General features: G+C 43.5%; 22 protein-coding genes. 12 read left to right on the top strand and 10 right to left on the bottom strand.

What is annotated here, in order from left to right:
- Nucleotides 1-11 precede the first annotated feature (11 nt).
- Nucleotides 12-1,544, bottom strand: a complete 1,533-nt coding sequence (locus G458_RS0103440) for a SulP family inorganic anion transporter (RefSeq protein WP_026950671.1) — start codon at nucleotides 1,542-1,544, stop codon at nucleotides 12-14.
- Nucleotides 1,545-1,999: 455 nt separating this feature from the next.
- Between G458_RS0103440 and G458_RS21850 the strand changes: the two genes are divergently transcribed.
- The 5 genes from G458_RS21850 to G458_RS0103410 all read left to right on the top strand — a co-directional run bounded on the left by G458_RS21850 (nucleotide 2,000) and on the right by G458_RS0103410 (nucleotide 8,300).
- Nucleotides 2,000-2,176 carry a hypothetical protein gene (locus tag G458_RS21850; RefSeq protein WP_169719250.1) on the top strand — a complete coding sequence of 59 codons (177 nt, stop codon included), beginning with the start codon at nucleotides 2,000-2,002 and terminating at the stop codon, nucleotides 2,174-2,176.
- A 10-nt stretch (nucleotides 2,177-2,186) separates the two neighbouring features.
- A complete protein-coding gene (locus G458_RS0103425; RefSeq protein WP_026950670.1) occupies nucleotides 2,187-2,810 on the top strand; it encodes a pseudouridine synthase in 624 nt (207 codons plus the stop codon).
- A gap of 117 nt (nucleotides 2,811-2,927) precedes the next feature.
- On the top strand, nucleotides 2,928-3,899 hold the full coding sequence (locus G458_RS0103420; RefSeq protein ID WP_026950669.1) for an AAA family ATPase: 972 nt from the start codon (nucleotides 2,928-2,930) through the stop codon (nucleotides 3,897-3,899).
- Between the two features lie 187 nt (nucleotides 3,900-4,086).
- Nucleotides 4,087-5,322 (top strand): hypothetical protein, encoded by a 1,236-nt coding sequence (locus G458_RS0103415; RefSeq protein WP_026950668.1) that lies wholly within the window; start codon nucleotides 4,087-4,089, stop codon nucleotides 5,320-5,322.
- Between the two features lie 74 nt (nucleotides 5,323-5,396).
- A complete protein-coding gene (locus G458_RS0103410; RefSeq protein ID WP_157359683.1) occupies nucleotides 5,397-8,300 on the top strand; it encodes a TonB-dependent receptor in 2,904 nt (967 codons plus the stop codon).
- A gap of 69 nt (nucleotides 8,301-8,369) precedes the next feature.
- Here the strand turns inward: G458_RS0103410 and G458_RS0103405 are convergent, their stop codons facing one another.
- Both G458_RS0103405 and wecB read right to left on the bottom strand, forming a co-directional pair.
- Complete coding sequence (locus tag G458_RS0103405) at nucleotides 8,370-8,855, bottom strand: cupin domain-containing protein (RefSeq protein ID WP_035467686.1); 486 nt, start codon at nucleotides 8,853-8,855, stop codon at nucleotides 8,370-8,372.
- Nucleotides 8,852-9,946 (bottom strand): non-hydrolyzing UDP-N-acetylglucosamine 2-epimerase, encoded by a 1,095-nt coding sequence (gene wecB / locus G458_RS0103400; protein ID WP_026950665.1) that lies wholly within the window; start codon nucleotides 9,944-9,946, stop codon nucleotides 8,852-8,854. The genes G458_RS0103405 and wecB overlap by 4 nt, the downstream gene beginning before the upstream one ends.
- 132 nt (nucleotides 9,947-10,078) lie before the next feature.
- Between wecB and G458_RS0103395 the strand changes: the two genes are divergently transcribed.
- Together G458_RS0103395 and G458_RS0103390 are read left to right on the top strand one after the other, a co-directional pair.
- The gene (locus G458_RS0103395) at nucleotides 10,079-10,750 is read left to right on the top strand and encodes a hypothetical protein (RefSeq protein WP_035467685.1); all 672 of its coding nucleotides are present in this window, start codon (nucleotides 10,079-10,081) and stop codon (nucleotides 10,748-10,750) included.
- Nucleotides 10,747-12,447, top strand: coding sequence for a capsule assembly Wzi family protein (locus G458_RS0103390; protein ID WP_026950663.1), 1,701 nt, complete (start codon nucleotides 10,747-10,749; stop codon nucleotides 12,445-12,447). Before G458_RS0103395 ends, G458_RS0103390 begins: the two co-directional genes overlap by 4 nt.
- On the opposite strand, the gene G458_RS21310 is transcribed toward G458_RS0103390, so the two are convergent.
- Nucleotides 12,436-13,278 carry a glycosyltransferase family 2 protein gene (locus tag G458_RS21310; protein ID WP_169719249.1) on the bottom strand — a complete coding sequence of 281 codons (843 nt, stop codon included), beginning with the start codon at nucleotides 13,276-13,278 and terminating at the stop codon, nucleotides 12,436-12,438. The genes G458_RS0103390 and G458_RS21310 overlap by 12 nt on opposite strands.
- A 140-nt stretch (nucleotides 13,279-13,418) precedes the next feature.
- Here G458_RS21310 and G458_RS0103375 point away from each other — a divergent pair, with 140 nt between their 5' ends.
- Both G458_RS0103375 and G458_RS0103370 read left to right on the top strand, forming a co-directional pair.
- Nucleotides 13,419-13,934 carry an FKBP-type peptidyl-prolyl cis-trans isomerase gene (locus G458_RS0103375; RefSeq protein WP_026950661.1) on the top strand — a complete coding sequence of 172 codons (516 nt, stop codon included), beginning with the start codon at nucleotides 13,419-13,421 and terminating at the stop codon, nucleotides 13,932-13,934.
- 128 nt (nucleotides 13,935-14,062) lie between these two features.
- The gene (locus tag G458_RS0103370; RefSeq protein ID WP_026950660.1) at nucleotides 14,063-14,569 is read left to right on the top strand and encodes a DUF6252 family protein; all 507 of its coding nucleotides are present in this window, start codon (nucleotides 14,063-14,065) and stop codon (nucleotides 14,567-14,569) included.
- A 117-nt stretch (nucleotides 14,570-14,686) separates the two neighbouring features.
- On the opposite strand, the gene G458_RS20105 is transcribed toward G458_RS0103370, so the two are convergent.
- Together G458_RS20105 and rlmH are read right to left on the bottom strand one after the other, a co-directional pair.
- Nucleotides 14,687-15,517, bottom strand: a complete 831-nt coding sequence (locus G458_RS20105) for a hypothetical protein (protein WP_051286999.1) — start codon at nucleotides 15,515-15,517, stop codon at nucleotides 14,687-14,689.
- Nucleotides 15,518-15,618: 101 nt separating this feature from the next.
- A complete protein-coding gene (gene rlmH, locus G458_RS0103360; protein WP_026950659.1) occupies nucleotides 15,619-16,092 on the bottom strand; it encodes a 23S rRNA (pseudouridine(1915)-N(3))-methyltransferase RlmH in 474 nt (157 codons plus the stop codon).
- A gap of 167 nt (nucleotides 16,093-16,259) precedes the next feature.
- On the opposite strand from rlmH, the gene G458_RS0103350 reads away from it, so the two are divergent.
- Complete coding sequence (locus tag G458_RS0103350; RefSeq protein WP_407636945.1) at nucleotides 16,260-16,724, top strand: fasciclin domain-containing protein; 465 nt, start codon at nucleotides 16,260-16,262, stop codon at nucleotides 16,722-16,724.
- A 152-nt stretch (nucleotides 16,725-16,876) separates the two neighbouring features.
- Here the strand turns inward: G458_RS0103350 and G458_RS0103345 are convergent, their stop codons facing one another.
- Nucleotides 16,877-17,350 carry a YcxB family protein gene (locus tag G458_RS0103345; RefSeq protein WP_026950657.1) on the bottom strand — a complete coding sequence of 158 codons (474 nt, stop codon included), beginning with the start codon at nucleotides 17,348-17,350 and terminating at the stop codon, nucleotides 16,877-16,879.
- Between the two features lie 149 nt (nucleotides 17,351-17,499).
- On the opposite strand from G458_RS0103345, the gene G458_RS0103340 reads away from it, so the two are divergent.
- Nucleotides 17,500-17,730, top strand: a complete 231-nt coding sequence (locus G458_RS0103340; protein WP_026950656.1) for a hypothetical protein — start codon at nucleotides 17,500-17,502, stop codon at nucleotides 17,728-17,730.
- On the opposite strand, the gene G458_RS0103335 is transcribed toward G458_RS0103340, so the two are convergent.
- Both G458_RS0103335 and G458_RS0103330 read right to left on the bottom strand, forming a co-directional pair.
- Complete coding sequence (locus tag G458_RS0103335) at nucleotides 17,724-18,140, bottom strand: Fur family transcriptional regulator (protein WP_026950655.1); 417 nt, start codon at nucleotides 18,138-18,140, stop codon at nucleotides 17,724-17,726. The genes G458_RS0103340 and G458_RS0103335 overlap by 7 nt on opposite strands.
- 78 nt (nucleotides 18,141-18,218) lie before the next feature.
- On the bottom strand, nucleotides 18,219-20,759 hold the full coding sequence (locus G458_RS0103330) for a zinc-dependent metalloprotease (protein ID WP_035467740.1): 2,541 nt from the start codon (nucleotides 20,757-20,759) through the stop codon (nucleotides 18,219-18,221).
- A gap of 105 nt (nucleotides 20,760-20,864) precedes the next feature.
- On the opposite strand from G458_RS0103330, the gene G458_RS0103325 reads away from it, so the two are divergent.
- A complete protein-coding gene (locus G458_RS0103325) occupies nucleotides 20,865-21,983 on the top strand; it encodes an NAD(P)/FAD-dependent oxidoreductase (RefSeq protein ID WP_026950653.1) in 1,119 nt (372 codons plus the stop codon).
- Here G458_RS0103325 and G458_RS0103320 read toward each other — a convergent pair whose 3' ends face one another.
- On the bottom strand, nucleotides 21,984-22,877 hold the full coding sequence (locus G458_RS0103320; RefSeq protein WP_026950652.1) for a UbiA family prenyltransferase: 894 nt from the start codon (nucleotides 22,875-22,877) through the stop codon (nucleotides 21,984-21,986). It abuts the gene before it with no gap.
- Between the last annotated feature and the right edge of the window lie 23 nt (nucleotides 22,878-22,900).

Below are 22,900 nucleotides of genomic sequence, written 5' to 3'. Positions count from 1 at the left end.
CCTACTACTTCTTAGGCCAAGTCATCAACGACTAACTTATAGGTAGGATCATCCAGAATGTTTACTTCGATAATCTCATCCGCTTTGGCCAGCAGTTTTCGGCAATCCGGGCTGAGGTGTCGTAGATGAACCTTTTTCCCGACTTTCTGATAGCGCTCCGTGATTTTATTCAAAGCTTCAATAGCTGACATATCCACTACGCGGCTTTCCGCAAAATCAATGATTACTTCTTTCGGGTCATTGAGGACATCGAATTTTTCTCCAAAGGCCGTCACTGAGCCAAAGAAAAGAGGGCCGAACAATTCGTAATGTTTGACCCCATGGTCGTCCACATACTTTCTTGCTCGGATTCTTTTGGCATTATCCCAAGCAAAAAACAAGGCTGCCAAAATCACTCCGATCAATACTGCCAAGGCCAAATTGTGTAGGATGGCTGTCACTCCGGTAACCAAAAACATCAGAAAAATATCTTTCTTAGGCATCTTGGTAATCGTCCGCAAACTGGCCCACTCGAAGGTCCCAATGGATACCATGATCATCAGTCCTGTCAAGGCCGCCATAGGCACCTGCTCTATGAGGCTGGAGCCAAACATGATAAATACCAAAAGCATGACCGAGGCCACAATTCCGGAAAGTCGTGCTCTGGCACCTGAGGAGATATTGATCAAACTTTGTCCGATCATCGCGCATCCTCCCATTCCTGAGAAAAATCCTGAAGCCACATTTGCCAGCCCTTGAGCCACGGCTTCCTTATTACTCCGCCCGCGCGTTTCGGTGATCTCATCCACGATATTCAAGGTCAGCAGGGATTCGATCAACCCCACCCCGGCCATAATCAGCGCATAAGGGAAAATGATCTCCAAAGTTTCCCAAACAAAAGGGACACTTGGAATATGGAAAGGAGGAAAACCACCCTTGATGCTGGCCATGTCTCCGACAGTTTTGGTGTCTAATCCAAATGCTGCCACTACCCCAAAAACCACCAGGATGGAAGTTAGCGAGGCCGGAATAGCCTTCGTCAACTTTGGCAATCCCCAAATGATGAGCATGGCCAGAAAAACCAATCCGGAAAATAGGTAAAGCGAACTCCCACTAAGCCAATGCCCGTCTGACCCTTTGAATTGGTCCAGTTGTGACATGAAAATAATGATGGCCAGTCCGTTGACGAAGCCAAAAATCACCGGATGAGGAACTAGGCGGATGAATTTTCCGAGTTTCAAACTTCCAAAAATCACTTGCAATAAGCCCGAAAGCACTACTGCCGCAAAGACATATTCCACGCCTTGAGTGGCCGCCAAAGTCACAATGACCACGGCAATTGCCCCTGTAGCCCCGGAGATCATCCCAGGTCTTCCTCCCAAAATCGAGGTGACCAAGCCCATGACAAAGGCAGCATAAAGGCCTGTCAAAGGAGAAAGTCCAGCGATAAAAGCAAAGGCAACTGCTTCAGGAATCAGAGCCATGGCTACCGTCAAACCGGATAAAACTTCAGTTTTGTAATCTACTTTTTGGCTTAGGTCAAATAGGTTGAAATACTTCTTCATCTTTTGGGAATGAGATTAAAAGGGAGATTTTTTGGTGGTGGAAATAATTAAACCACCTTAAGGAAGAGTGCAAAGGTAACCAAAAATGCTCCTTGGAAGAATATTTTGTTTTATGAGCAATAATCAAATAATGTTTCGAGCTACCGAATTCTTGAATTTTAGGCAGTTCAATCGATGTCGTGAAATTTTTAAAAAGATTTTGGCTAAATCAGCGCTAGTTGAACTTTATCACTTCTTGATGGAAGTATGAGTACATAGTCCCATTCTCCTGAAATGTAGTTAATGGCTTCCCGCGCCACCTATTTCTAATTCTTAATTCTCAATTCCTCATTTAATCCCCTCATTCTCAACTGGCCTCATTTTTGACCCTAAAAAACTGAAGCTATATCGGAACCTTTTCCCAGGTTTTGGTTATTTTCAATCCACTCAATCACTAACAACCAAACACTACTTTTATGACCGAACAACAGATCCAAGCAATCAATGAGCAAATTGAAAGCTTGAAGAAACAACTAACCGGTAATTTGATTGCCGATTCAGAAATCATGGATCAAATCCATAATTTGAAAATGCAAAGAGATGGAATTAAACCCGTTAACTCGCATTTTGACTGTGTAGGCTGCGGAAGTTAAACCCTAAGTTTTGCACCGGTACTTTATTATTTACAAACCATTTGGCGTAGTCAGCCAATTCAGCGGAGAGGGGCCCACATTGGCCTCTCTCGGCGCTTTTCCCAAGGAGGTTTATCCTGTTGGCCGACTGGACAAGGACAGCGAGGGGTTGTTGCTGATCACTGATGACAAATGGCTGAATCATCACCTGCTGAACCCGAGGTTTGGCCACCAACGCACTTATTTTGCTCAGGTAGAAGGCATACCCACCTCTGAAGCGCTGAAGCAATTACAAGCTGGAGTGACCATCAACGTGGATGGAAAGGACTACCGCACTAAGCCTGCGGTTGCCAAAATTCTGGATCCTGCCCCAAGTCTTCCAGATCGAAATCCTCCGATTCGCTACCGGGCTTCCATTCCGGATACTTGGATCTCCCTGACTCTGATTGAAGGGAAAAACCGGCAGGTTCGCAAGATGACTGCAGCCGTTGGATTTCCCACCCTGCGATTGGTGAGATTTTCCATGGAGAAGATTTCGATAGCAGATTTTCAACCTGGAGAAATCCGTGAAATGGATCAGGAAAGTGTGTACAGACTGCTAGGGCTGACAGGATATGCCAAGGCCGGGACTAGCAAGAAACCTCGTCGCTCTTAAAAATTCCTAAAATTTGCCTTGGATCGAGGCTTTTCCGCTTATACCATTTAAGATTGTTGGTTGGTATAAATTCCCCTATTTTAGGCCTGCCAAATCGGCGAATAAACATTGAATTTCATGCATCAGGAAAAAATTGCAGCAGTCATACAGGAAGTAAAAAAGGTGGTTGTAGGTCAGGATAAAATGGTCAACCGCCTGTTGATCGGCTTGTTTACCAACGGACACATCCTTTTGGAAGGGGTGCCAGGACTGGCCAAAACCCTCACCGTAAATACCCTTGCTAAAGTTCTCCACCTGAATTTCAACCGAATTCAATTTACCCCGGATTTGTTGCCTGCAGACTTGATCGGTACTATGATCTACAATCAGCAAACGGCAAGTTTTGAGGTGAAAAAAGGGCCGATTTTTTCGAATGTGATTTTGGCAGATGAGGTCAACCGTTCCCCCGCCAAGGTGCAATCGGCACTGTTGGAAGCCATGCAGGAGAAGCAGGTAACTATCGGAGAGACCACTTTCCAGCTAGATCGTCCTTTCTTGGTTTTAGCAACCCAAAACCCGGTGGACCAAGAGGGTACTTACCCTTTGCCAGAAGCTCAGGTAGATAGATTTATGATGAAAGTTCATATTGATTATCCAAGCAAGACCGATGAATTGGAAGTCATGCGCAGGATGTCCAATATGCAATACAGTTCTGAGGTAAAGCCTATTCTTTCCAAGCAGGATATTTTTGACATCCGGAATGAAATCAATTCGGTGAAATTGGCAGAGCCTCTGGAAAACTACATCATTGAACTGGTCTTCGCCACCCGATTCCCCCAGCAATATGGACTGAAGGATGAAGCGAAGTATATCATGTTTGGAGTATCTCCGCGAGCAAGTATCAATCTGAACCTCGCTGCCAAGGCTGTGGCCTATATGGATGGGCGCGATTATGTGTTGCCTGAAGACATCAAGGAAATCGCGGAAGATGTTCTAAATCACCGAATTCTGCTCAATTATGAGGCAGAAGCTGATGGAATCAACACCAGAAGCCTCGTAAAAATACTTTTGGAAAAGGTGCCGATTAATAAGTCGGTAACATTAAAATAACATGAAATAACCCTTTAAAAGGCTTCTCAGGCGAGAAGCCTTTTTTTATGCATTTTTTGTTAATCCAATATTAAATTCTGCGTCCATTTTTAAAAAAACCATAATTCAAATTATTCTTCTGGGGGAAAAATTGAATTCACCTTTGTACCAGAAAATGTGCAAAACCACAATTCAATTTTATAAACCAATGAAAAAAGTAAACAGCATTTTGATCGTTTTTTTGGTGTCCTTAATCGGATTTACCAGCTGTATCGAAGGCAATGACAAGCCAACCGATGTGGATGGCAACAGCGGTTCTAGCATCGTTGTCAGTTCCAACATTACCACCAATACTACTTGGCAAACCGGTAAAGTTTATGTGCTTTCCGGAAGAATCTCGGTAGTATCAGGAGTAACGCTAACGATTCAGCCGGGAGTGATTGTAAAAGGTGAAGTAGGAACTGGTGCAAATGCAACTGCCTTGGTAATTGCCAGAGGTGCAAAAATCAACGCAGCAGGTACCGCTACTCAGCCTATCATTTTTACCACTGTAGCTGATGAAATTCAGCCTGGTCAAATCGCTTCTCCAAACTTGGATCCTACTTTGGAAGGTCTTTGGGGTGGCTTAATCGTGCTTGGAAAAGCTAAAGGTTCCTTTGCCGGTGATGTAACCGAAATCCAAATTGAAGGAATTCCTGCCTCAGATACCAATGGACTTTACGGAGGTACTGATGACGCAGACAATTCTGGAGTCCTAAAATATATCTCAATCCGTCACGGTGGTGCAAACATCGGTGAAGGTAACGAAATCAATGGTTTGACACTTGGTGGAGTTGGATCAGGAACTGTAATCGAAAACGTTGAAGTCGTTGCCAACCAAGATGATGGAATTGAATGGTTTGGAGGTACAGTATCTGTGAAAAACGCCTTGATCTGGAACTCCGGTGATGATGCAGTGGATACTGACCAAGCTTGGGCCGGTACATTGGATAACTTCCTGATCATTTGCGGAGCAAACACAGACCATGCTTTGGAAATCGACGGCCCTGAAGGATCCTATAATGCGGCACACACTGTAAAGAACGGTTCTGTCAAAGGCCATCCTGCTTCTGAGTTCGGTGACTTCAGAGCATCTGCAAGAGGAACTTTCGAAAACATTTACTTCTTCAATTTCCCTTCTCCTGCAGACAACAACAACGCCGGAAGAGGTGATTTGTCCCTAAGCACTGGTTCTGATGTAACCTTCGCTAACGGAGCTCTAAAATTCAACAAGCTTGAAGCTACTTTGAAAGAAGGCGTAACGCTTCAGCAAGCTTTCAGAAGCGGTACTGACGTGCATGCTAGCACGGTAGCCTTGAAAGCAAACACTGTTGGTGCTACTAAATCTGTATTCGAAGGCTGGACTTGGGCTGCTGCTGCAGGTCAACTAGCCGACTTCAAATAAAAAATCTTACGGAAAGACATGGGTTTGCAAGGCCTGTGTCTTTCCTCCCCCTTGCTTTGAAACTTAATCGCTGTATGAAAAATATCACTCCAAAATCTAAGATTGCCCGATCAGCCGCCTTCGCACTGATTGTTCTATTTCAGATGATTACCGGTTTTGCTTATGCGCAGACCGGAACGATTAGAGGAACCATTTACGAAGAATCTACCGGAGAGCCATTATTTGGTGTTTCCGTATTGGTGAGAGAAACTTCCACCGGTGCTGTTACAGATTTCGATGGAAAATTTGACATCAAAGTAGCTCCCGGTACTTATACCCTTCAGATTTCCTACATCTCCTATTCTACTGTGGAATTGACCAGCGTAGTGGTGGAAGATGGAAAAGTGGCTGTCATCTCTGATATCCTGATGAAGGAAGAGGCCTCTGAGCTGGAAACTGTAACCATTGCAGCTTCTGCCATCCGAACTACAGAATCAGCTATGATGTCTGTCAAAAGAAATGCACCAAACGTTTTGGACGGGATAACAGCGAGCACCTTCCGCCAAATCGGTGATGGTGACGCAGCTTCTGCGGTAAAGCGAGTGACCGGTGTCTCTGTTGAAGGTGGAAAATATGTTTACGTTCGAGGATTGGGTGACCGATATACCAAGACGGTTTTGAACGGAATGGACGTTCCTGGATTGGATCCAGATCGAAACACCATCCAAATGGATATTTTCCCAACCAATGTGATTGACAACATTGTGGTGGCAAAATCATTTACTGCGGAGCTTCCTGCCGACTTTACTGGCGGGGTGGTTGACATCGAAACCAAAGACTTCCCTGAGGAAAAAACATTCAGAGTAAGTGTATCTGGCGGCGTAAATCCATCCATGCACTTCAATTCCAATTACCTGACTTACGAAGGTAGCAAGACCGACTTTTTAGGTTTTGACAATGGTGCCCGAGCTATCCCTACAGGAGGAAGCACCAATGTTCCTCAGTACGGTGAGGTAGTGGGCAATCCCAATGGTGCCAAAGGCCAGGAATATCAGTCAATCTTGGGTGGATTCAACAAAACTCTCGGAGCTAGCACCAAGACTTCTCCAATGGACTTTGGATTTGGAATTTCTTTCGGAAATCAAATCGCAAGACCAAAAGTAACCTGGGGATACAATGCTGCCTTTACATACAAAAATGAGACAGAGTTCTACCAAAACGCACAGTATAATCTGTTTGCAAAGCCAATTGAGAGCTCTGAGTTTGAATTGGATGCTTTAGAAAGACAAACCGGTAACTATGGGGTAAACAACGTATTGCTTGGTGGATTGGCAGGAATTGCTTTGAAAACCAACGCTTCCAAATACAAGCTAAACTTCATCCACCTTCAAAACGGTGAGTCTAAAGCCGGAACTTTTGACTTCGTGAATACCAACTTGGGAGCAAACTTTGAAGCCAAGCAGTATAACCTAGAATACAGCCAAAGAACGCTTTCCAGCATCCTTTTGGCAGGTAGCCATTTCTTTGACGGGACCAACTGGGAAGTCAACTGGAGATTGGCTCCGACAAGATCTGTGATCGAGGATCCAGATGTAAGATTTACCAGATTCAGACAGCCAACTAACACCATTTCTACTGAGGTAGGTCTTCCGGTAAGAATCTGGAGATTTTTGGAAGAATACAACGTGAATGGTAAGGTGGATTTGACCCGAAACATGAAGTCTTTCGGACGTGATTCCAAATTGAGATTTGGTGGAGCTTATACCTTTAAATACAGAGACTTCGAAATTCAAAGCTTCCAGTTTGTGACCGGAAATACAGTTCTTGACGGAAATCCTAACACTATTCTGAACCAAGAGAACTTGTTTTCTGCTGAGAACAGAAACGGGGTAAGATACAATCCTGATTTCATTCCAATCAATCCAAATCAGTACCAAGGCTATGTGACCAATTTCGCAGGATATACCTCTTTCGAGTCCAATCCAGCCAAAAACCTAAAAGCCATCCTTGGTCTTCGAGTAGAGCAATTCAACCAATATTATACTGGAACCAACCAGACCGGTACCATCAACTATGACTTGGTGGAGATGCTGGACGATTTGGACTTCTTCCCGACTCTTAACCTTGTTTACGGTCTTAAGGAAAACCAAAACCTGAGATTCTCTGCTTCCAGAACTATTGCAAGACCTTCTTTCAAGGAGCTTTCTTATGCCGAAATTTTGGACCCAATCACCGGTAGAACTTTTATCGGCGGGATGTATAGAGAGACTACCAATGGTGGGCAGGATGTGCTTTGGGATGGTAACTTGGTTTCTACCCGAATCAACAACTTTGACTTGAGATGGGAAGTATTCCAAAACAGATCAGAAATGGTGTCTTTCAGTGCTTTCTACAAGACCTTCGAAAAGCCTATCGAAATCGTTCAATTCCTTGCTGACCCAGGATCTTTCCAGCCAAGAAACGTAGGTAACGGTACAGTAGCCGGTGTGGAAGTAGAATTCAGAAAATCTTTGAAATTCATCGCTCCATCTTTGGAAAATATCCTTTGGACCACCAATGTGACCGTGACTAAATCCCAGATTGCAATGTCTGAGTCAGAACTGAAGTCCAGACAATTGACTGCCCGTGAAGGTCAGGAGATCGGAAGAACCCGAGACATGGCTGGTCAGGCTCCTTACTTGATCAACACAGGTTTTGCTTACAATAACTTCAGCAACGGTTGGGAAGCAGGGATTTTCTATAATGTTCAGGGTGCTACCTTGAACTATGTAGGATTCGGTAACAGAACTGACACGTATTCTGTACCTTTCCATGCCTTGAATCTGAATGTGAACAAGACTTTCGGAGCTGACGAAAGAATCCGATTGAACTTCGGTGTACAAAATATGCTAAACGACAGAAAAGAATTTGTCTTCACTTCATTTGGAGCCCAAGATCAGATTTTCTCCAGCTTGGCACCAGGCGTGAAAGTTAACTTTGGAGCATCCTTTGCCTTCTAATACCACAATGTCTAGTAAACGAAAGAGCCTGCTGATTTCAGCAGGCTCTTTTTGTTTTTGGGGGATTGGTCAGGTAAGTTTTTGTATTATTTCGGAATGACCGGGATACTGATCAATAAGATCTTTCCTCGTGAAAAGCTCAAAATCCTCAAAGTCAAATCCTGGAGAGACAACACAGGAAACTAAGGCATAACTATTCGGGTCATCAACAGTACTTCCAAAAATGGTGTTTTTGGGCACAAGATGAAAAGGTCGGCAATCTTCCTTATTGACCGGCCCCAGCTTCAAAAGCTTATGACCTTCGTGGGTCAAAATATGCACAGATAGAGGGCTTCCTTCATGCCAAAACCAGAGTTCATCACTTTTAATCCGATGAAATCGGGAAACATCTTCCGACCTAAGGAGGAAATAAATGGAAGTTGCCAGGCTTCTTTCTCCATAAGACAGTGTGGTACTTTCCTTGGCTCTATAAGTTTCCGAATAGAATCCCCCTTCAGGATGCTCCTGAAGGTTCAATAGTTCGATTAATTCTGATATTCGGTAGGAGGATTTCATGAATAATGCGTGATTAAGATATCCACTATTCTTTGTGCGGTCTTTCCGTCCCAAAGTGGAATTTCCTGATACTTTTTCCAATTTCCGGACATGATTTTTTCCAGGTAAGGAGGAAGATTTTGGGGATTAGTACCGACTAATTCATTGGTTCCGAGGGTAATAGTCTCAGGCCTCTCGGTATTGTCACGAAGGGTAATGCAAGGCACATTCATCACGGAGGTTTCTTCCGTTACTCCTCCAGAGTCGGTTATCACTCCTTTGGCATTTTTCACCAAGTAATTGAATTCCAAATAACCTAAAGGTTCGCAGAGCAAAAGGTTGGGAGCATTAATGCCTAGTGATTGCAGATTCTTGGCAGTTCGGGGATGAACGGGAAATACAATCGGGAGCCCGCCTGTTCCGGAAAGGATTGCATCAATCATATCTTTGAGAGACTTTTCCTGATCCACATTGGCAGGTCTGTGCATGGTCATCACAAAATAATTTCCGGCTTCAAGGCCGTCAAATATTTCGCCTTCCGGCTTTTTGAAATTTGGCATTTGTGCCAATAGGGTATCAATCATCGTGTTTCCCACGAAATGGATCTTTTCCTCAGGCACTCCGGCTTTTCTCAGGTTGGTATTGGCAATTTCAGAAGTGGTGAAAAAATGATCTGTAATGGAGTCAGTCACCATTCTGTTGATTTCTTCGGGCATGCTCAGGTCACCCGACCGGATTCCACCTTCCACATGCGCCACATCAATGCCCAGTTTTTTGGCGGCAATGGAGCAAGCCAAAGTACTAGTCACGTCTCCGACGACGATTACTAGATCGGGGCGGTTTTCCATCAGTTCCTTTTCAAAGGCTACCATGATGGCAGCGGTTTGTTCAGCTTGGGTTCCACCTCCTCCGCCGAGATTGGCATCTGGTTCCGGAATGTTGAGTTGCTCAAAAAAGTCACCCGACATTTTTTTGTCGTAATGTTGACCGGTATGGATGAGTCTGAATTTAACCTCCACTCCTTCCCTTTGCTTTTTTTGAAATGCGTGAATGATCGGCGCGATTTTCATGAAATTAGGTCTCGCACCGGCGACTACAGTAAAAATTGCCATAGGTAAATTTTATTTCGGGGTAAAAATAGGGAATCCTTAAGGGAAGATTGGCTTTTCTGGGAGAATCTTAGCCTCTATTTAGCCTGATTTTTGTTTCTTTGTAGGGCTTAAATTTTTGCAAAACTGCTACAAATGAAATTATTACCAAGGCTGAGATTACCGTATTTATTCACGGTATTTGGGCTGCTTTTGACGTTGGGATCTTGTGTGGAAACGGTAGAAAATCAGCAGATCGTTTATTTCAATAATTTTTCCAACTTGAATTTGGAAGGCTTTGAGAATGGGAAGCTTTTCATTTGGAGGAACGATACCATTGCCGGTTACTATCATAATGAGGAAGTTTCGGTCAATGTAAAAGATTTGCCCGCCCATAATTTTGTGAAAATCACCGCCGAAATTCTGATTCATGACAGCTGGGATGGAAATCCTGATGATGGGATTTCTGGTCCGGACTTCTGGTATCTTGGGTATGATCGGACTGAGCTGTTCCGAACTACCTTTTCAAATTCACCTTGCGAATCAACTTATTGCCTGTACCAATCCTACCCAAATGAATTTTTTAGAGTCAACCGTCCTAAAACAGGAGCCATTCAGACCAACCTTCCAGGGCTTTGTATTTTTGGGGCTTTTGCCAATTATACGACCCGATATCAAGTGGAAAAGCTGATTGAGCACTCGAATCCGGATATCAAAATATATATGGGGGCTGAGCTGATTCAGGAAAATTCTCCTGACCCGATTTGTGATGAATCTTGGTCTATTGCAAGTATTAAAGTGGAAGCCATTCAAACGAACAGGAAATGAGAGGTAAAACAGTGATTTTTCGCTTGCTTTTTTGTGCCCTTTTGGGCTTGGTGCTTTCTCCTGCCAAGGCTCAGGTAATTCCGGTTGGTACGCCCGTTTTGGATGATTATCTCAGAAGGCTTCAGCTGCTGGGAAAAGTGGATTCTGTCAGCTCCATGATGATTCGACCTGTTTATCCCACAGAAGTGATGGGATTGGAAAATGGATTTGATCTGGATAGCTCCACCGTAGATTTTGACAACTCATCTATCCACTGGAGATTTGGCAAAGAGGGAAAAGGAAAATTCCTGACTCTCCCGGGGGTGTATAAGATGCAATACAATTCCAATTATGCTTTCGGAGTAAATGATGGAGCGATGATTCCCAATCGCGGGATTCAGCAAATAATCAGCCCGGGAGCATTTGTAGAATATGGGAAGTTCAGTCTCCAGTTTCAGCCGGAGATACTTTTGGCGCAAAACAAAGATTACCTCGGTTTTCCGATAGAGCACCAGGCTACGATTCTCTTTTACTATGAGTACATGAATCGGATCGATATGCCGGAGAGATTTGGGGATGGGCCATTCAACAGGTTTTACCTGGGACAATCCAGCTTTCGTTTTAACCTCGATGCCGTCTCGATTGGTGTATCCACAGAAAACCTCTGGTGGGGACCGGGAAGAAGAAATTCTCTGCTTTTAGGTAATAATGCTCCGGGATTTTTGCACTTCACCGTCAATACCCGAAGACCAGTCAAAAGCTCTATTGGATCCTTCGAGGGCCAGTTGATTTCCGGGTTCTTGAGAAGTACCACTTTTCTTCCTCCTTTCCCAGACTATGCAATTCAAGGAAATTCTGTCTATTACCCTAAGGCTGAAGATGGGGACCGCCATTTGTCAGGATTGGTATTGACCTATCAGCCCAAGTGGGTTCCGGGGCTTTTCCTGGGTTATGGTTCGGTAAATCATGTCTATAAAGCTGATATTTCTGGATTGAGTGACCTCATTCCGGTATTTAATGGAAGAAAAAAAGCTCCAAATGTCTATGATCCCATTCAGGATAAAAGGCAGCAGTTTAGTTCGGGCTTTTTTAGATGGCTGAGTCCTGAAGGAAGGTTTGAGTTCTATGGTGAATATGGCACCCGGGACAATGACCGAAGATTATCTGATTTTATGATTACACCAGAGTCTGGACGGGCGTTTACGTTTGGATTTGCTCACCTTTTGGGTACCAAAAACCCAGACAGGTTTATAGAAATAAGTTCTGAGATGACTCTTTCAGGGCAAACCATCAGGGAAGACATCCGTCAGCTTCGGACTTGGTACATTCATGACCATGTGCGCCATGGATATACGCATCAAGGGCAGGTTTTGGGAATTGGAAATGGTCCTGCCTCCAATCAGATCTTTGTCGGAGCAGCATGGGTGGAAGGGTTGAAAAAAATAGGTTTTCAGGTCGAAAGGATAGAGTACAACAATGATTTCTACTATTACCGCTATGAGGCTTCCAAAGACTTCAGAAATAAATATGTGGATATCGTCTTTTCTCTTACTCCGGAGTGGAAGTTTGGCAATATCCTAGTAGCCGGAAAAATCCAATACGTCAATACCCTGAACTATAAATGGTATTTGGAAAATGATCCCAATCAATACTTCGTTCCGGGGTATGACCGAAACAACTTTGTGGGTCAATTGGGCCTAACCTACTTATTTAAATAATTCGATCACCCTTTTTTTGGCTCTGGAGCCTAGTAAAGTCCATAGTCTTTTTCTTAATTCTTTCCTTTCGGAGGGGGAAAGCGGGCTTGATTCAATTTCCTTAAGTATTCTGATCCAGAGTGCAGCTTTGTTTTTGGAATTGTGTTTCCATTGAATGGAGACAGAGTTTTTACTATAGATTTTTTTGAAGAGTATTTTGTCCGAGGTAGCAAATGGTCCATAAAAGCCCATTTTTAGGAGCAAAATTAAATCCATTGAAAATTCCCTTTCTCCAAATGCTAGTTTTGGGAGAGGGAAGACTTTTGGAATCAAATCACTTCGATGCAAGGCATGGTAGGCAGCCCACCAGAACTCAGCGTCTTTTTTAGCAACTCTAAAGCATCTTTCCACAGGATCTTCGATGTCGGAGGCATCGGTATAAAACGAATTTATGGTTGAGTTCCAGTATTCGTTTTCCATTCCCGGAATAGCCAGAGAAAGGTTTGGGTTTGCTTCCATGAGAGCCACCAAATCCGAAATGAAATTAGGGTAGGGAATGTCGTCATGTGGGTTGACAAAGCAGTATTTGCCCCGTTTGGCAGATTCCAGCCAAAGGCTCTCTGTATTAGTATGCCATCCTAGGTTTTGTGGGTTTTTGATTAAGGTAAATCTGGAATCTTTTTCACAAAAAGCCTCGCATAGTTCCGAAGTTCGGTCTGTGGAGGCATCATCTGCTATGATGATTTCAAAATTGGAATAGGTTTGTGCGGCTAAATGTTCAAGCGTATTGAGGATAAAATTTTCAGCATTATAAGCCGGAACAAATCCGATAACTTTTGGAGGATGTGACATTGATTCTAAAAATACTGTAATAATAAATCGAGACATGGAACGGAAAGGAAGGGCCTATGCGTTCCTTTTTGGATTTCTTCGGGAGTCTAAATTAAAAAAAAGCAGATCTTTGGAGCCTTATAACGCATAATGAATTAAACATGAAAGCAGAGAATAATAAAGTAGTGGCTGTATCCTACACACTCAAAGTAGATGATGGGGAGTCTGGCCAGGAGCTTTTTGAAACAGTCAGTGAAGCATCTCCTTTTTATTTCCTTTTTGGACATCAAAATGTTCTTCCAAAATTTGAGGAGGCCATTCTAGGCAAGGAAGCTGGGGAAGCTTTTTCAGTTTTTATAGATTTTGAAAATGGCTACGGCGATTATGATGAAAACAAGAAAGTAATTATCCCAAAGGCTAATTTTAAAGAAGACGGCAAGAAGAACAAAGACTTACTTCGGGTGGGAAATGTCATTCCGATGCAGGATGATAAAGGGAATCAGATGCGCGGAGAAATTCTCAAAGTAGATTATCGGGGAGTTCATATGGATTTTAATCCTCCTTTAGCAGGCTTTGATCTGTTTTTTGAAGGGAAAGTTGTTGCTGTTCGAGAGGCCGAGCCTGTGGAAATCGAACACGGACATGCGCATGGTCCAGATGGACATCATCACCACTAAGGTTTTGAAAATTCCATTTTCTCAAATGCCCTGTTCTTTTAGAATAGGGCATTTGTCGTATAGGGCCGGATGGGAATGAGGGATACTTTTGATTCATACAATGATTATTAACCTAACCTTTTACGACTATGAAAAAGTGGATTGAAATTTTACAAAAAGCCGCACTGCTGAGCTTTTTTATTGCATTTATGGCCTGTACCAGTGAGGATGGGCAGGATGTCTCCGGTGGTGCCGAGGAGTTCGTTGCTGAAGTTGGAGGTGTGGGTACCGTCTCGGCCTCCAAGGATTTTGATACGATCTCGGGGACCAAAGTGACGGCAGGGAGTACCAACGTGGTGGTGCTTCAGGGGACAGATAATTCTGGGAAAGGGTTTATGCTCCGGCTTTCTACCTACAATGGCACGGGAACCTACGATCTGGGCTTTACCAACATTGCCAATACAGCTACTTATATCGCTGGGACTTCTATGGGCCAACAATATTCTACTTCCTACCAGGGTACTTCGGGAAAAATAGTCGTCAGCTCTGACGACGGCAAAAGGCTGGAAGGCACTTTTGAATTTGTGGGCAAAGTAAACAATACCTCTAGTTCAGTGACTGTTACCAACGGAAAGTTTAAAGTAAACTTACAATAAGCCGGATCACCCGGACAGGGTTTCGGGTGGTTAGGCTATTTTTTAAGTGCTTTTTTTGGATAGATCGGGGTGATTTGATCTAAAAAAAGCGGCCTCCCCAGCTGGGGAGGCCTTTTTTTATCGGCTTGGCTTGTAGCCGTAGGTTTTGAAGGCGAGATCTATGCTTAGTTCTCTGAGTCCTTCAATCCGCTCCGAAGGGTACAGCAAATACGCTTTGGAAAGTTGGTGCACAGCCTTGCCAAAGGCTTGTGAATTAAACTGCACAATGGCGTGGTTGTAATATTGGAGACCGGCCAATTCTCTTAAGTTAACTTTTCGGAAGATAGAGTTGTCTTTGTAATCTACCTGAGGGCCTGCCAATCTTTGGTTGAACTCTCTTAAAGGAGCCTCGTTGGCAGCGGTGTAAGACTTGAGGTAATTCGCAACCTCTGAAGGGGAAGTGATCATCCCACCCACTGGCAGGGTGCTTTCTAATATTATTTCTTTCCCGTCGATTTTGGCAACAAGAAAGACATGATAATCAGTTTCGATTATGTCATACTCAATTCTATAGCGGTCCAAAAGTATCGCCAAAGCCGCGGAGCCACTCACACAATCGTACTTTCCTGAATTCAATGTGGCAGAGAAGCTGGAATGAATCTCATACTTTTTGAGAATTCTCTGATGAGTTTTCTGAAAAATCTGTCTCAAAAGCTTGAGCTCGTCCTGATTTTTGGAAGCCAATTCATCCAATTCAATCACTAATTTCTCCCAATTGCTGGAAGAAGTGCTTTCTGAAGCCTCTACTGCTAGGAAAAGCTGGAATACATCTTCTTGCCCCTTTTGCCAGAGCGTCTTTTCAACTTCAGATTCAAAAGTCAGTTTTTCGTCACCGGACACGATATCCTGGGACTTTGCACTCAGTGCAAATCCGATCAGAATGAAGGCCAATGCGAAAACTTTTTTCATTTAAAGTGAAGTCAATGTTACTCACGTTAGGTAAAGTTAACAATTTGGTAACATTGGAAAAAATAATTTGGCAGTTAATTAACATTGGCTTAATCTGAGTTTTACTCGTGATGGTAAGGTTCGTTTCGGAGAATGGTCATTGCCCGGTAGAGTTGCTCCACGAAAAATGGGCGGATCATTTGATGTGAAAATGTCATTTTGGAAAGGGAAATTTTTCCATTAGACCGGGCATAAACGGCCTCAGAAAAGCCATATGGGCCTCCAATTACAAAAATTAACTGCCGCAATCCGGAATTCATTTTTTTCTGCAAAAAGTCTGAGAATTCAATGGAAGAGAAGGTTTTTCCTCTTTCATCCAAAAGAATCAGCTCATCCGAGTTCTGGATTTTCTTAAGAATCTGTTCTCCTTCCTTTTCCTTTTGGGTAGCCTCAGTCAGGGATTTTGTGTTTTTTAAATCTGGAATTACCTCCATTTCAAATCTTAGGTAATGTCCCAGACGGGCACTATACTCCTCTTGAAGTCTCTGGATAGCAGGATGATCAGTTTTCCCTATTGCCAAAAGTCGAATTTGCATGCGGCAAATATCCGAAAATTTATGAGTTGGTATTTGAGGTGTGATCTCCAGACCAAGCAGAAACTGAATTTTTTAAACATTCCTGTAAAACAGGCTGTTCCAATCCCACTAACCAAAATTTATAACTACCTATGAAAAAATTATTTTCAATTCTGATGGTGATGGGAATGATCATCTCCTCTTCCTTCACTCCAAAAAGTTCAAATGTACATGAGGTGGATGCCGATATTGTGGATTTGGCAGTTTCTACCGAATTCCTTTCTACTTTGGTTGCAGCCGTCAAGGCGGGTGATCTTGTAGAGGTATTAAAAGGAGATGGCCCTTTTACAGTTTTTGCTCCTACCAATGAAGCCTTTGCAAAACTTCCTGCCGGCACAGTTGAGAACCTGCTGAAGCCAGAAAACAAAGCTCAATTGGTGGCTGTATTGACTTACCACGTCGTACCTGGAAAGGTCATGTCTTCAGACCTAAAAAATGGAATGAAAGCTTCCACAGTTCAAGGTCAGGAAATCACAATTACCCTGAAAGACGGAAAAGCTATGGTCAATAATGCTACAGTGACCGCTGCCGATATTGAGGCGAGCAACGGAGTAGTTCATGTGATCGACACAGTGATCCTTCCCTCCATGTAATTGAATCCATGAAAATGAAAACGGCTCTCATAAACCATGAGAGCCGTTTTTTTTGGTGTTTATTGGTGCTTTTCTTTCCTGAGACCTATTTTGCTTCAATCACTTTTTCTTAGAGCATATAATCTTAAGTGATGGAGTAGCTGCTAATTAGATTATTTGATCAGATCTTTTCTTTTCAGAATAGTCTCGAGGAATTTCTTCTCATTGTCCGTATTGAAAATCCGGTAAGGAAGATGGATGAATTGGGCTTTGGATAAGTAAAGAACAAATGCGTCTTTGGTCATTTCTGCCTTTTTGATCATGTTCCATTGTACGGGCATCCCTTCGCGGGCATTGATTTTCATTAAAATCTGTCTGCTGTCAATCTCATAGCCCATCTTTTGAAAAATGGGTTTGTTTTGCTCCATCTGGGTAACTCCGGTAAACTGGATTGCCCAAAAAAGCACATAAAGTACGTAGGCGATCAATGCTCCAATAATCCACCAAATGGAGGGAATCCAGAAATATCCGCAGCAGATAGCCAAGGCAATGAGAATGACCCACCACTGCTCTTTGAGGATTGAAATAAGACCCATCTTGATGTAAGTCCCGGTTTCCAGTTGGTATTTTTTGGTTTTGATAATCATGAGTCAGGAATTTGAGTCCGCAAATATCCACCTATAGTTGGGATTAAGCAAGTTGAGTGCAATCATAAATGGGAGAATGAAAGTAAACAAAACCGCTAAACCATTGATTTAATAGGGGTATTCATTTAACTTATAGGAAATTATCAGCCATGAACAGTCTCGTGATCGATCTTTTTCTGTGTGGCGTGGCCTACGTCATTCTGATTTATTTTGTGGCCACCATGACCAAAAATTCCCTAAGAAGAGGAAATCGAAGAGGGGATGATGGAGATGGGGGAGTAGAAAACTTTACTCCACCAAAGATTGACCTGCCTCCGGGAGTGATTTGGCCCAAGGATGCACCCAAAAGGTCAAAATCTCCAGAGCCTGTAGATTATTGATGGCATTTTTCACAAACACCCTGTACCAATAAGCTCATTTCCTTTTTTTCAAAGCCTTTGGGCAGCTTCACCTGAGGGAGAAGAATATCTTCCAGGCAAGTGGTTTCTCCGCATACCTCACATTTGAAATGTACATGCTCATGGGTATGGTCATGTTTTTCTTCCCCGTGGGCGCAAAGGGCGTATTTGGTTGCTCCTCCATCGTCAAGAACCTTGTGGATCAGGTCCTTTTCCAAAAATGTTTTCAGGGTTCGGTAGATTGTTACCCGGTCAAAATGATCTTTGAGGTTTTCCTCCAGATCCGAATGGGATAGCGCGACATTTTTCTCCAGAAATTCCTGAATAATTTCGATTCGACAATCGGTAATTCTTAATTGATGACTTTGAAGGATTTCAGCAGGGTTACTCATGGCATTGGATTGCTTCACAAATTAATCTAAAAATCCGAAGCATAAAAAAAGGTGCCTTTTGGGCACCTTTTCTGAAGTTTACTCTCCGGAATACTCAGAGATGATTTTGTTGATTCTGGTAAGGATATCTTCCAAGTGAAGCTTGCTGACACGGTCAGAAGTTCTACCAATGGCTCCTCTTACCTGTGATTGGAGCGTTTTGAGTTCTCCAAGTGCCATTGGGCGGATATCAGATTGAGAGGCATTGATTTGCGGACCTGCAAAGGCTCTAAACTGAGCAGGAAGGTTAGGCTCATTGCCGGTAAGCAATAGCTCCAATCTCTCAATATGTGCTCTCTGCAATGCTCTTCTGTGGACATCGATGGTACGTCCTGCAGACAGCTCTGTCCAGATGCCTTTTCTCAAGTCGTCAAACAACTCGGTCATTTTGTAGGCATTGTTTCCATTCAGAGCTTCATTTTCGATGACTCGGCCCAATCTTCCCCATTCCAAAATTCCATTTAAGGTTGTCACCTGAATGCCTCGAATTCTTTCCAAAGCACCGAAGTCTCCGATTCTGGAGAAAATGGTCTCGTCCATCAACCATTGCGGAGTAGCAAACAGTTGAGTGTTTAGGAATTCAACAGCTGATTTCTGGATGTTTTTCGGAGTGTGGGTATATACTTCCTCGTTTTGACCAGAGGATCTGTAAACTTCCATCACCCCACCTACATTGGTTCTTACGTGCCCCATGTAGCGGTTAAACTGGCCAATTACCTGACCATACATTTCATTAAGATCACTGTAATCTTTGAAAGGCTTGTCTTTTTCAGCAGTCCATTCGATCAGATTTGGAACAATTCTTTTCAGGTTTTTAATGCCGTATTCGGAGGCCTTCATGGCGTTGTCACCCAAATCTTCAGACTGAGTGGTAGGGTCATAATTATTACCCTGACGTCCATATCGGTAAACAGGATCTCCCTGCTTTTCCAAAATCCACTTGTCCAAAGTAGCCAATTCATCCTCAGGAGTGGCAGCATCCAAAATCGGTCTGTAGCCCCAAGCGATGGCGTATTTGTCATAAGGTCCTACATCTGGCATCAAGCTTACGCCCACGTCTTCAGGCTGTGCGATGTAGTTGAATCTTGCGTAGTCCATGATGGACGGAGCAGTTCCCATTTCTTTGGTGAAAGCTGGGTCTCTCAGTTTTTCAACTGGATAGGCAACAGAGGAAGCGAAATTGTGAGGCAAGCCTAAAGTATGTCCTACTTCGTGAGCAGATACAAATCGGATCAATCGTCCCATGACTTCATCGTCAAACTTAACCTTACGAGCATCCGGGTTGATTGCTGCAGTCTGGATGAAGAACCAGTTTCTCAACAAGTTCATCACATTGTGATACCATCCGATATCGGATTCGATGATTTCACCGGATCTTGGGTCGGACACGTGTGGCCCGTAAGCATTCTGAATGTCAGAAGCGAAATATCGGATTACAGAATATCTAGCATCTTCTGGGCTCCAGCTAGGATCTTCTTCCTTGCTTGGGGCTTCTTTAGCAATGATGGCATTTTTGAAACCAGCAGCTTCAAAAGCTTTTTGCCAGTCTTCCACACCTTGTTTCAGATATGGAATCCACTTTTTAGGGGTGGCGGGGTCGATGTAGTAAATAATCGGTTTTACTGGCTCTACCAATTCACCTCTTTTGAATTTCTCTTCATCACCTGGCTTCACTTCCAATCTCCATCTGTCCAGATATCTTCGGGAAGTGGCTCTTTGCTCATCAGCACCGTAGTCCACATAGGATCTTGCAAACCAGCCTACTCTTCGGTCAGCCAATCTTTGTTTCATCGGCTCTTTTGGAAGAAGAATCATAGAGGCATTCATTTCCAAAGTAATCAAGCCAGTAGCGCTGTTTGAAGGAGGTTCTGCCGCAGCATAGGTAAGGACATATCGAGATTCCACATTGATAGGATAGGAATTGATATGCACGATATAAGAACGCTCCGTGTCCAGTCTGGAAACTTTGAATTGGGTTCTGGAGGAACGCTCCATTCCCAAAGCCTGATTGTCCTTGGTAAATAGGTCTGTTGCCTCGATTACAGTACCCGTTGAATCGGTTGCTTTGGATTTAACGGCGAATTTTTGGAGGATAGGTTCTAAGTTGGAGGCTTTTACGGCCAAGGAAATCGGTAGAGAATCAGCAGCAAAGTTGTTGACTGACACTACTTTCAAAAGAACATCATCATTGTTCTTTTCCCATCTCACCATCAGGTTGTTGGTGTTTTCACCTCCGTAGCCTAGACCATTGGCAGTTTTGGCAATACGTACCACCATAAGCATATCCCGGCCAAACAGGCTGTCTGGGATTTCATAGAAATACTTTTCTTCGATTTGATGGACTTTAAAAAGTCCAGAAGTAGTTTTTGCTTTCGCGGTAATCACCTCTTTATAAGGCTTAGGGCCATTGGTATTACCATTTGCTGGCCTTGCAGCAGCAGCCGGAGCGGCAGCGGGAGGAGGAGTCTGGTCTTTCTTCTTTTTCTTTTGGGCAAAAGAATCTTCAGAATAAAGCACCGCTCCCATTACCCCCAGCACCAGGGCTGTTCTCTTCAGTAATTTGGGTAAGGAATTTTTCATCATAAACTGATTTATTTTTAGAATAAAGTAACTTCCAATTATCTAAATGGTGAGAAGACAAAACTTATTTTTTGATAGGCGGTTGATTCAGCAAACCAAAGGCAATTGAAAACATCAGAAATTGAAGTTGCAATACTCGGAGGAGGGCTAGCAGGATTAGTTTCCGCTCACTTGCTTGCGCAAAGCGGGCAGAAGGTAATGCTGTTTGAGAAAAAAAGCTATCCTTTTCATCGGGTTTGTGGAGAGTATCTCTCTGCTGAAGTTTTGGGTTTTTTAGAAAAACAGAGGCTTTTGCCGGAAGGTTTGGACTTACCCAGAATAAGCGAGTTTGAGTATTCGGACACCAATGGAAAGACCGAATATATTTCCTTAGACCAGGGCGGAATAGGTGTTAGCCGATTTGTTTTGGATGAATGGATGGCAAAAAGGGCCAGAGAATCAGGAGCGTTTATGGAAGAAGGCGTACAGGTGGAGGAGGTTGATTTTCTTCCTAAAGAAGATAGATTTTGCATCACCTTGAATGATGGCAGAGAGTTTTTTGCCAACCATGTCCTTGGGGCCTTTGGCAAAAGAAGCAAGCTGGATAAAAGCATGAGCCGGTCCTTTATTACCCAGCGGAGTCCCTATATCGGGGTAAAGTACCATATTCGGACAGACTTCGATAAAAGCAGGGTTGCTCTTCACAATTTTGAAGGAGGATATTGCGGAATCAATGCTGTCGAGGAAGGAAAATATAATCTCTGCTATCTGGGCCTGAGTAAACATTCCAAAAAGTTCGGTTCGATAGAAGCCATGGAACGCGAAGTTCTCTGGAAAAACCCCAAGCTGAAGCACCTTTGGATGGAAAGCGAATTTCTTTTTGAAAAGCCTGAAGTCATTTCCGAAATAAGTTTTGAACCCAAAGCACCGGTGGAAAACCATGTGCTAATGATCGGGGATGCGGCTGGCTTGATTACCCCTCTATGCGGCAATGGGATGGCCATGGCGATCAGATCCGGGTTCATGGCATCAGAGCTCCTGATGCAAAACCTTTCCCGCCCTCAATTAGAACAAGCCTATCAAAAAGCCTGGACTCAGGAATTTGCTTTTCGCCTTTGGGTAGGTCGCCAATCCCAAAAACTCTTTGGGTCTGGAAAAACCTCCTTCCTAGGCAGAATATTGATAGGTCAATTTCCTTTTTTAGCGAGGCAAATCATCCAAAAGACTCACGGAAAACCTTTTTAATCAATAACTGAAAACCTGAAGAATCTGGGTGTTTTCGAGAAAATAATAGATAAAAAACACATTCAGGCAAAGGGCGGAAATCACATTCATACCCATGGCCCAGGAAAAGTTTGCTGCTTTCAGATCTTTTTGAACAAAATAGAACCAAATCAAAAAATAGAGTAGAATGGGGCACATGGCTCCCAGGTAGGTCCAAAGGATGGATACTTGTCCTTTTTCCCAAAAGAACCAGCAAAAAGCCACACCAGTAAGAGCAAAACATACCGAAGCGAAATAGAAGGTCCCTTTTATGCCAAGAGTTAGACTTAATGTTCGGTCTCCTCTTCGGGAGTCCTCTCCATGCTGATATACCTGCGTCAGGGGATAATTTCCCCAAAGCATCAGGCTAGTCAGCAGTCCGGGAATCAATACATGGGATTTTTGCATCACCTCCCATCCGAAATCGCTGAGTCCTGCATAAGCCAGGGCGAAGGTAAAGCAGCCTTGGAATAAGCCTGCGATCAACCAGCTGGCCCAAGGGTATTTTTTGATACGAATAGAGGGATGGCTGTAGGCCATACTTACCAAACCGTATAAGAGCACCATGCTTGCAAAGCTCCAATTGATCCAAGCCGCCAGACCTATGGCAATCCCAAAAAAGACCAGGGAGACGACTAAGAGATCGGGAGTCACCTTAGGTGGATTTTTTAGTCCTCCGATACTTTCCTCATCCCGGTCGTAAAAACTGTTGTACCCGTTGCTGGAAGGGTATAGAAAAAGATGTAAGGCCAAGAAGACCAAGAGAAGCCGGGATTCATTCAGATTTGGGCTGGTGGCTAGGGCAAATAAAAAAACCGGCAGCAGGAAAAGCGAAAACGGAATCCGTAAATGGCTGAGAGTCGAACGTGAGATCATGTTGGGAATTTGAGCGAATAACC

This window comes from Algoriphagus mannitolivorans DSM 15301, from assembly GCF_000429425.1.
GTDB lineage: Bacteria > Bacteroidota > Bacteroidia > Cytophagales > Cyclobacteriaceae > Algoriphagus > Algoriphagus mannitolivorans.
The sequence above is the reverse complement of the archived record's forward strand: the minus strand, read 5'-3'. Positions and strand labels throughout refer to the sequence as shown.

What these genes read in the sequence shown, in the direction of transcription:
- G458_RS0103440 (WP_026950671.1), bottom strand. Translation starts at nt 1,544, where the DNA reads ATGAAGAAGTATTTCAACCTATTTGACCTAAGCCAAAAAGTAGATTAC.
- G458_RS21850 (WP_169719250.1), top strand. Translation starts at nt 2,000, where the DNA reads ATGACCGAACAACAGATCCAAGCAATCAATGAGCAAATTGAAAGCTTG.
- G458_RS0103420 (WP_026950669.1), top strand. Translation starts at nt 2,928, where the DNA reads ATGCATCAGGAAAAAATTGCAGCAGTCATACAGGAAGTAAAAAAGGTG.
- G458_RS0103415 (WP_026950668.1), top strand. Translation starts at nt 4,087, where the DNA reads ATGAAAAAAGTAAACAGCATTTTGATCGTTTTTTTGGTGTCCTTAATC.
- G458_RS0103410 (WP_157359683.1), top strand. Translation starts at nt 5,397, where the DNA reads ATGAAAAATATCACTCCAAAATCTAAGATTGCCCGATCAGCCGCCTTC.
- G458_RS0103405 (WP_035467686.1), bottom strand. Translation starts at nt 8,855, where the DNA reads ATGAAATCCTCCTACCGAATATCAGAATTAATCGAACTATTGAACCTT.
- wecB (WP_026950665.1), bottom strand. Translation starts at nt 9,946, where the DNA reads ATGGCAATTTTTACTGTAGTCGCCGGTGCGAGACCTAATTTCATGAAA.
- G458_RS0103395 (WP_035467685.1), top strand. Translation starts at nt 10,079, where the DNA reads ATGAAATTATTACCAAGGCTGAGATTACCGTATTTATTCACGGTATTT.
- G458_RS0103390 (WP_026950663.1), top strand. Translation starts at nt 10,747, where the DNA reads ATGAGAGGTAAAACAGTGATTTTTCGCTTGCTTTTTTGTGCCCTTTTG.
- G458_RS21310 (WP_169719249.1), bottom strand. Translation starts at nt 13,278, where the DNA reads ATGTCACATCCTCCAAAAGTTATCGGATTTGTTCCGGCTTATAATGCT.
- G458_RS0103375 (WP_026950661.1), top strand. Translation starts at nt 13,419, where the DNA reads ATGAAAGCAGAGAATAATAAAGTAGTGGCTGTATCCTACACACTCAAA.
- G458_RS0103370 (WP_026950660.1), top strand. Translation starts at nt 14,063, where the DNA reads ATGAAAAAGTGGATTGAAATTTTACAAAAAGCCGCACTGCTGAGCTTT.
- G458_RS20105 (WP_051286999.1), bottom strand. Translation starts at nt 15,517, where the DNA reads ATGAAAAAAGTTTTCGCATTGGCCTTCATTCTGATCGGATTTGCACTG.
- rlmH (WP_026950659.1), bottom strand. Translation starts at nt 16,092, where the DNA reads ATGCAAATTCGACTTTTGGCAATAGGGAAAACTGATCATCCTGCTATC.
- G458_RS0103350 (WP_407636945.1), top strand. Translation starts at nt 16,260, where the DNA reads ATGATCATCTCCTCTTCCTTCACTCCAAAAAGTTCAAATGTACATGAG.
- G458_RS0103345 (WP_026950657.1), bottom strand. Translation starts at nt 17,350, where the DNA reads ATGATTATCAAAACCAAAAAATACCAACTGGAAACCGGGACTTACATC.
- G458_RS0103340 (WP_026950656.1), top strand. Translation starts at nt 17,500, where the DNA reads ATGAACAGTCTCGTGATCGATCTTTTTCTGTGTGGCGTGGCCTACGTC.
- G458_RS0103335 (WP_026950655.1), bottom strand. Translation starts at nt 18,140, where the DNA reads ATGAGTAACCCTGCTGAAATCCTTCAAAGTCATCAATTAAGAATTACC.
- G458_RS0103330 (WP_035467740.1), bottom strand. Translation starts at nt 20,759, where the DNA reads ATGAAAAATTCCTTACCCAAATTACTGAAGAGAACAGCCCTGGTGCTG.
- G458_RS0103320 (WP_026950652.1), bottom strand. Translation starts at nt 22,877, where the DNA reads ATGATCTCACGTTCGACTCTCAGCCATTTACGGATTCCGTTTTCGCTT.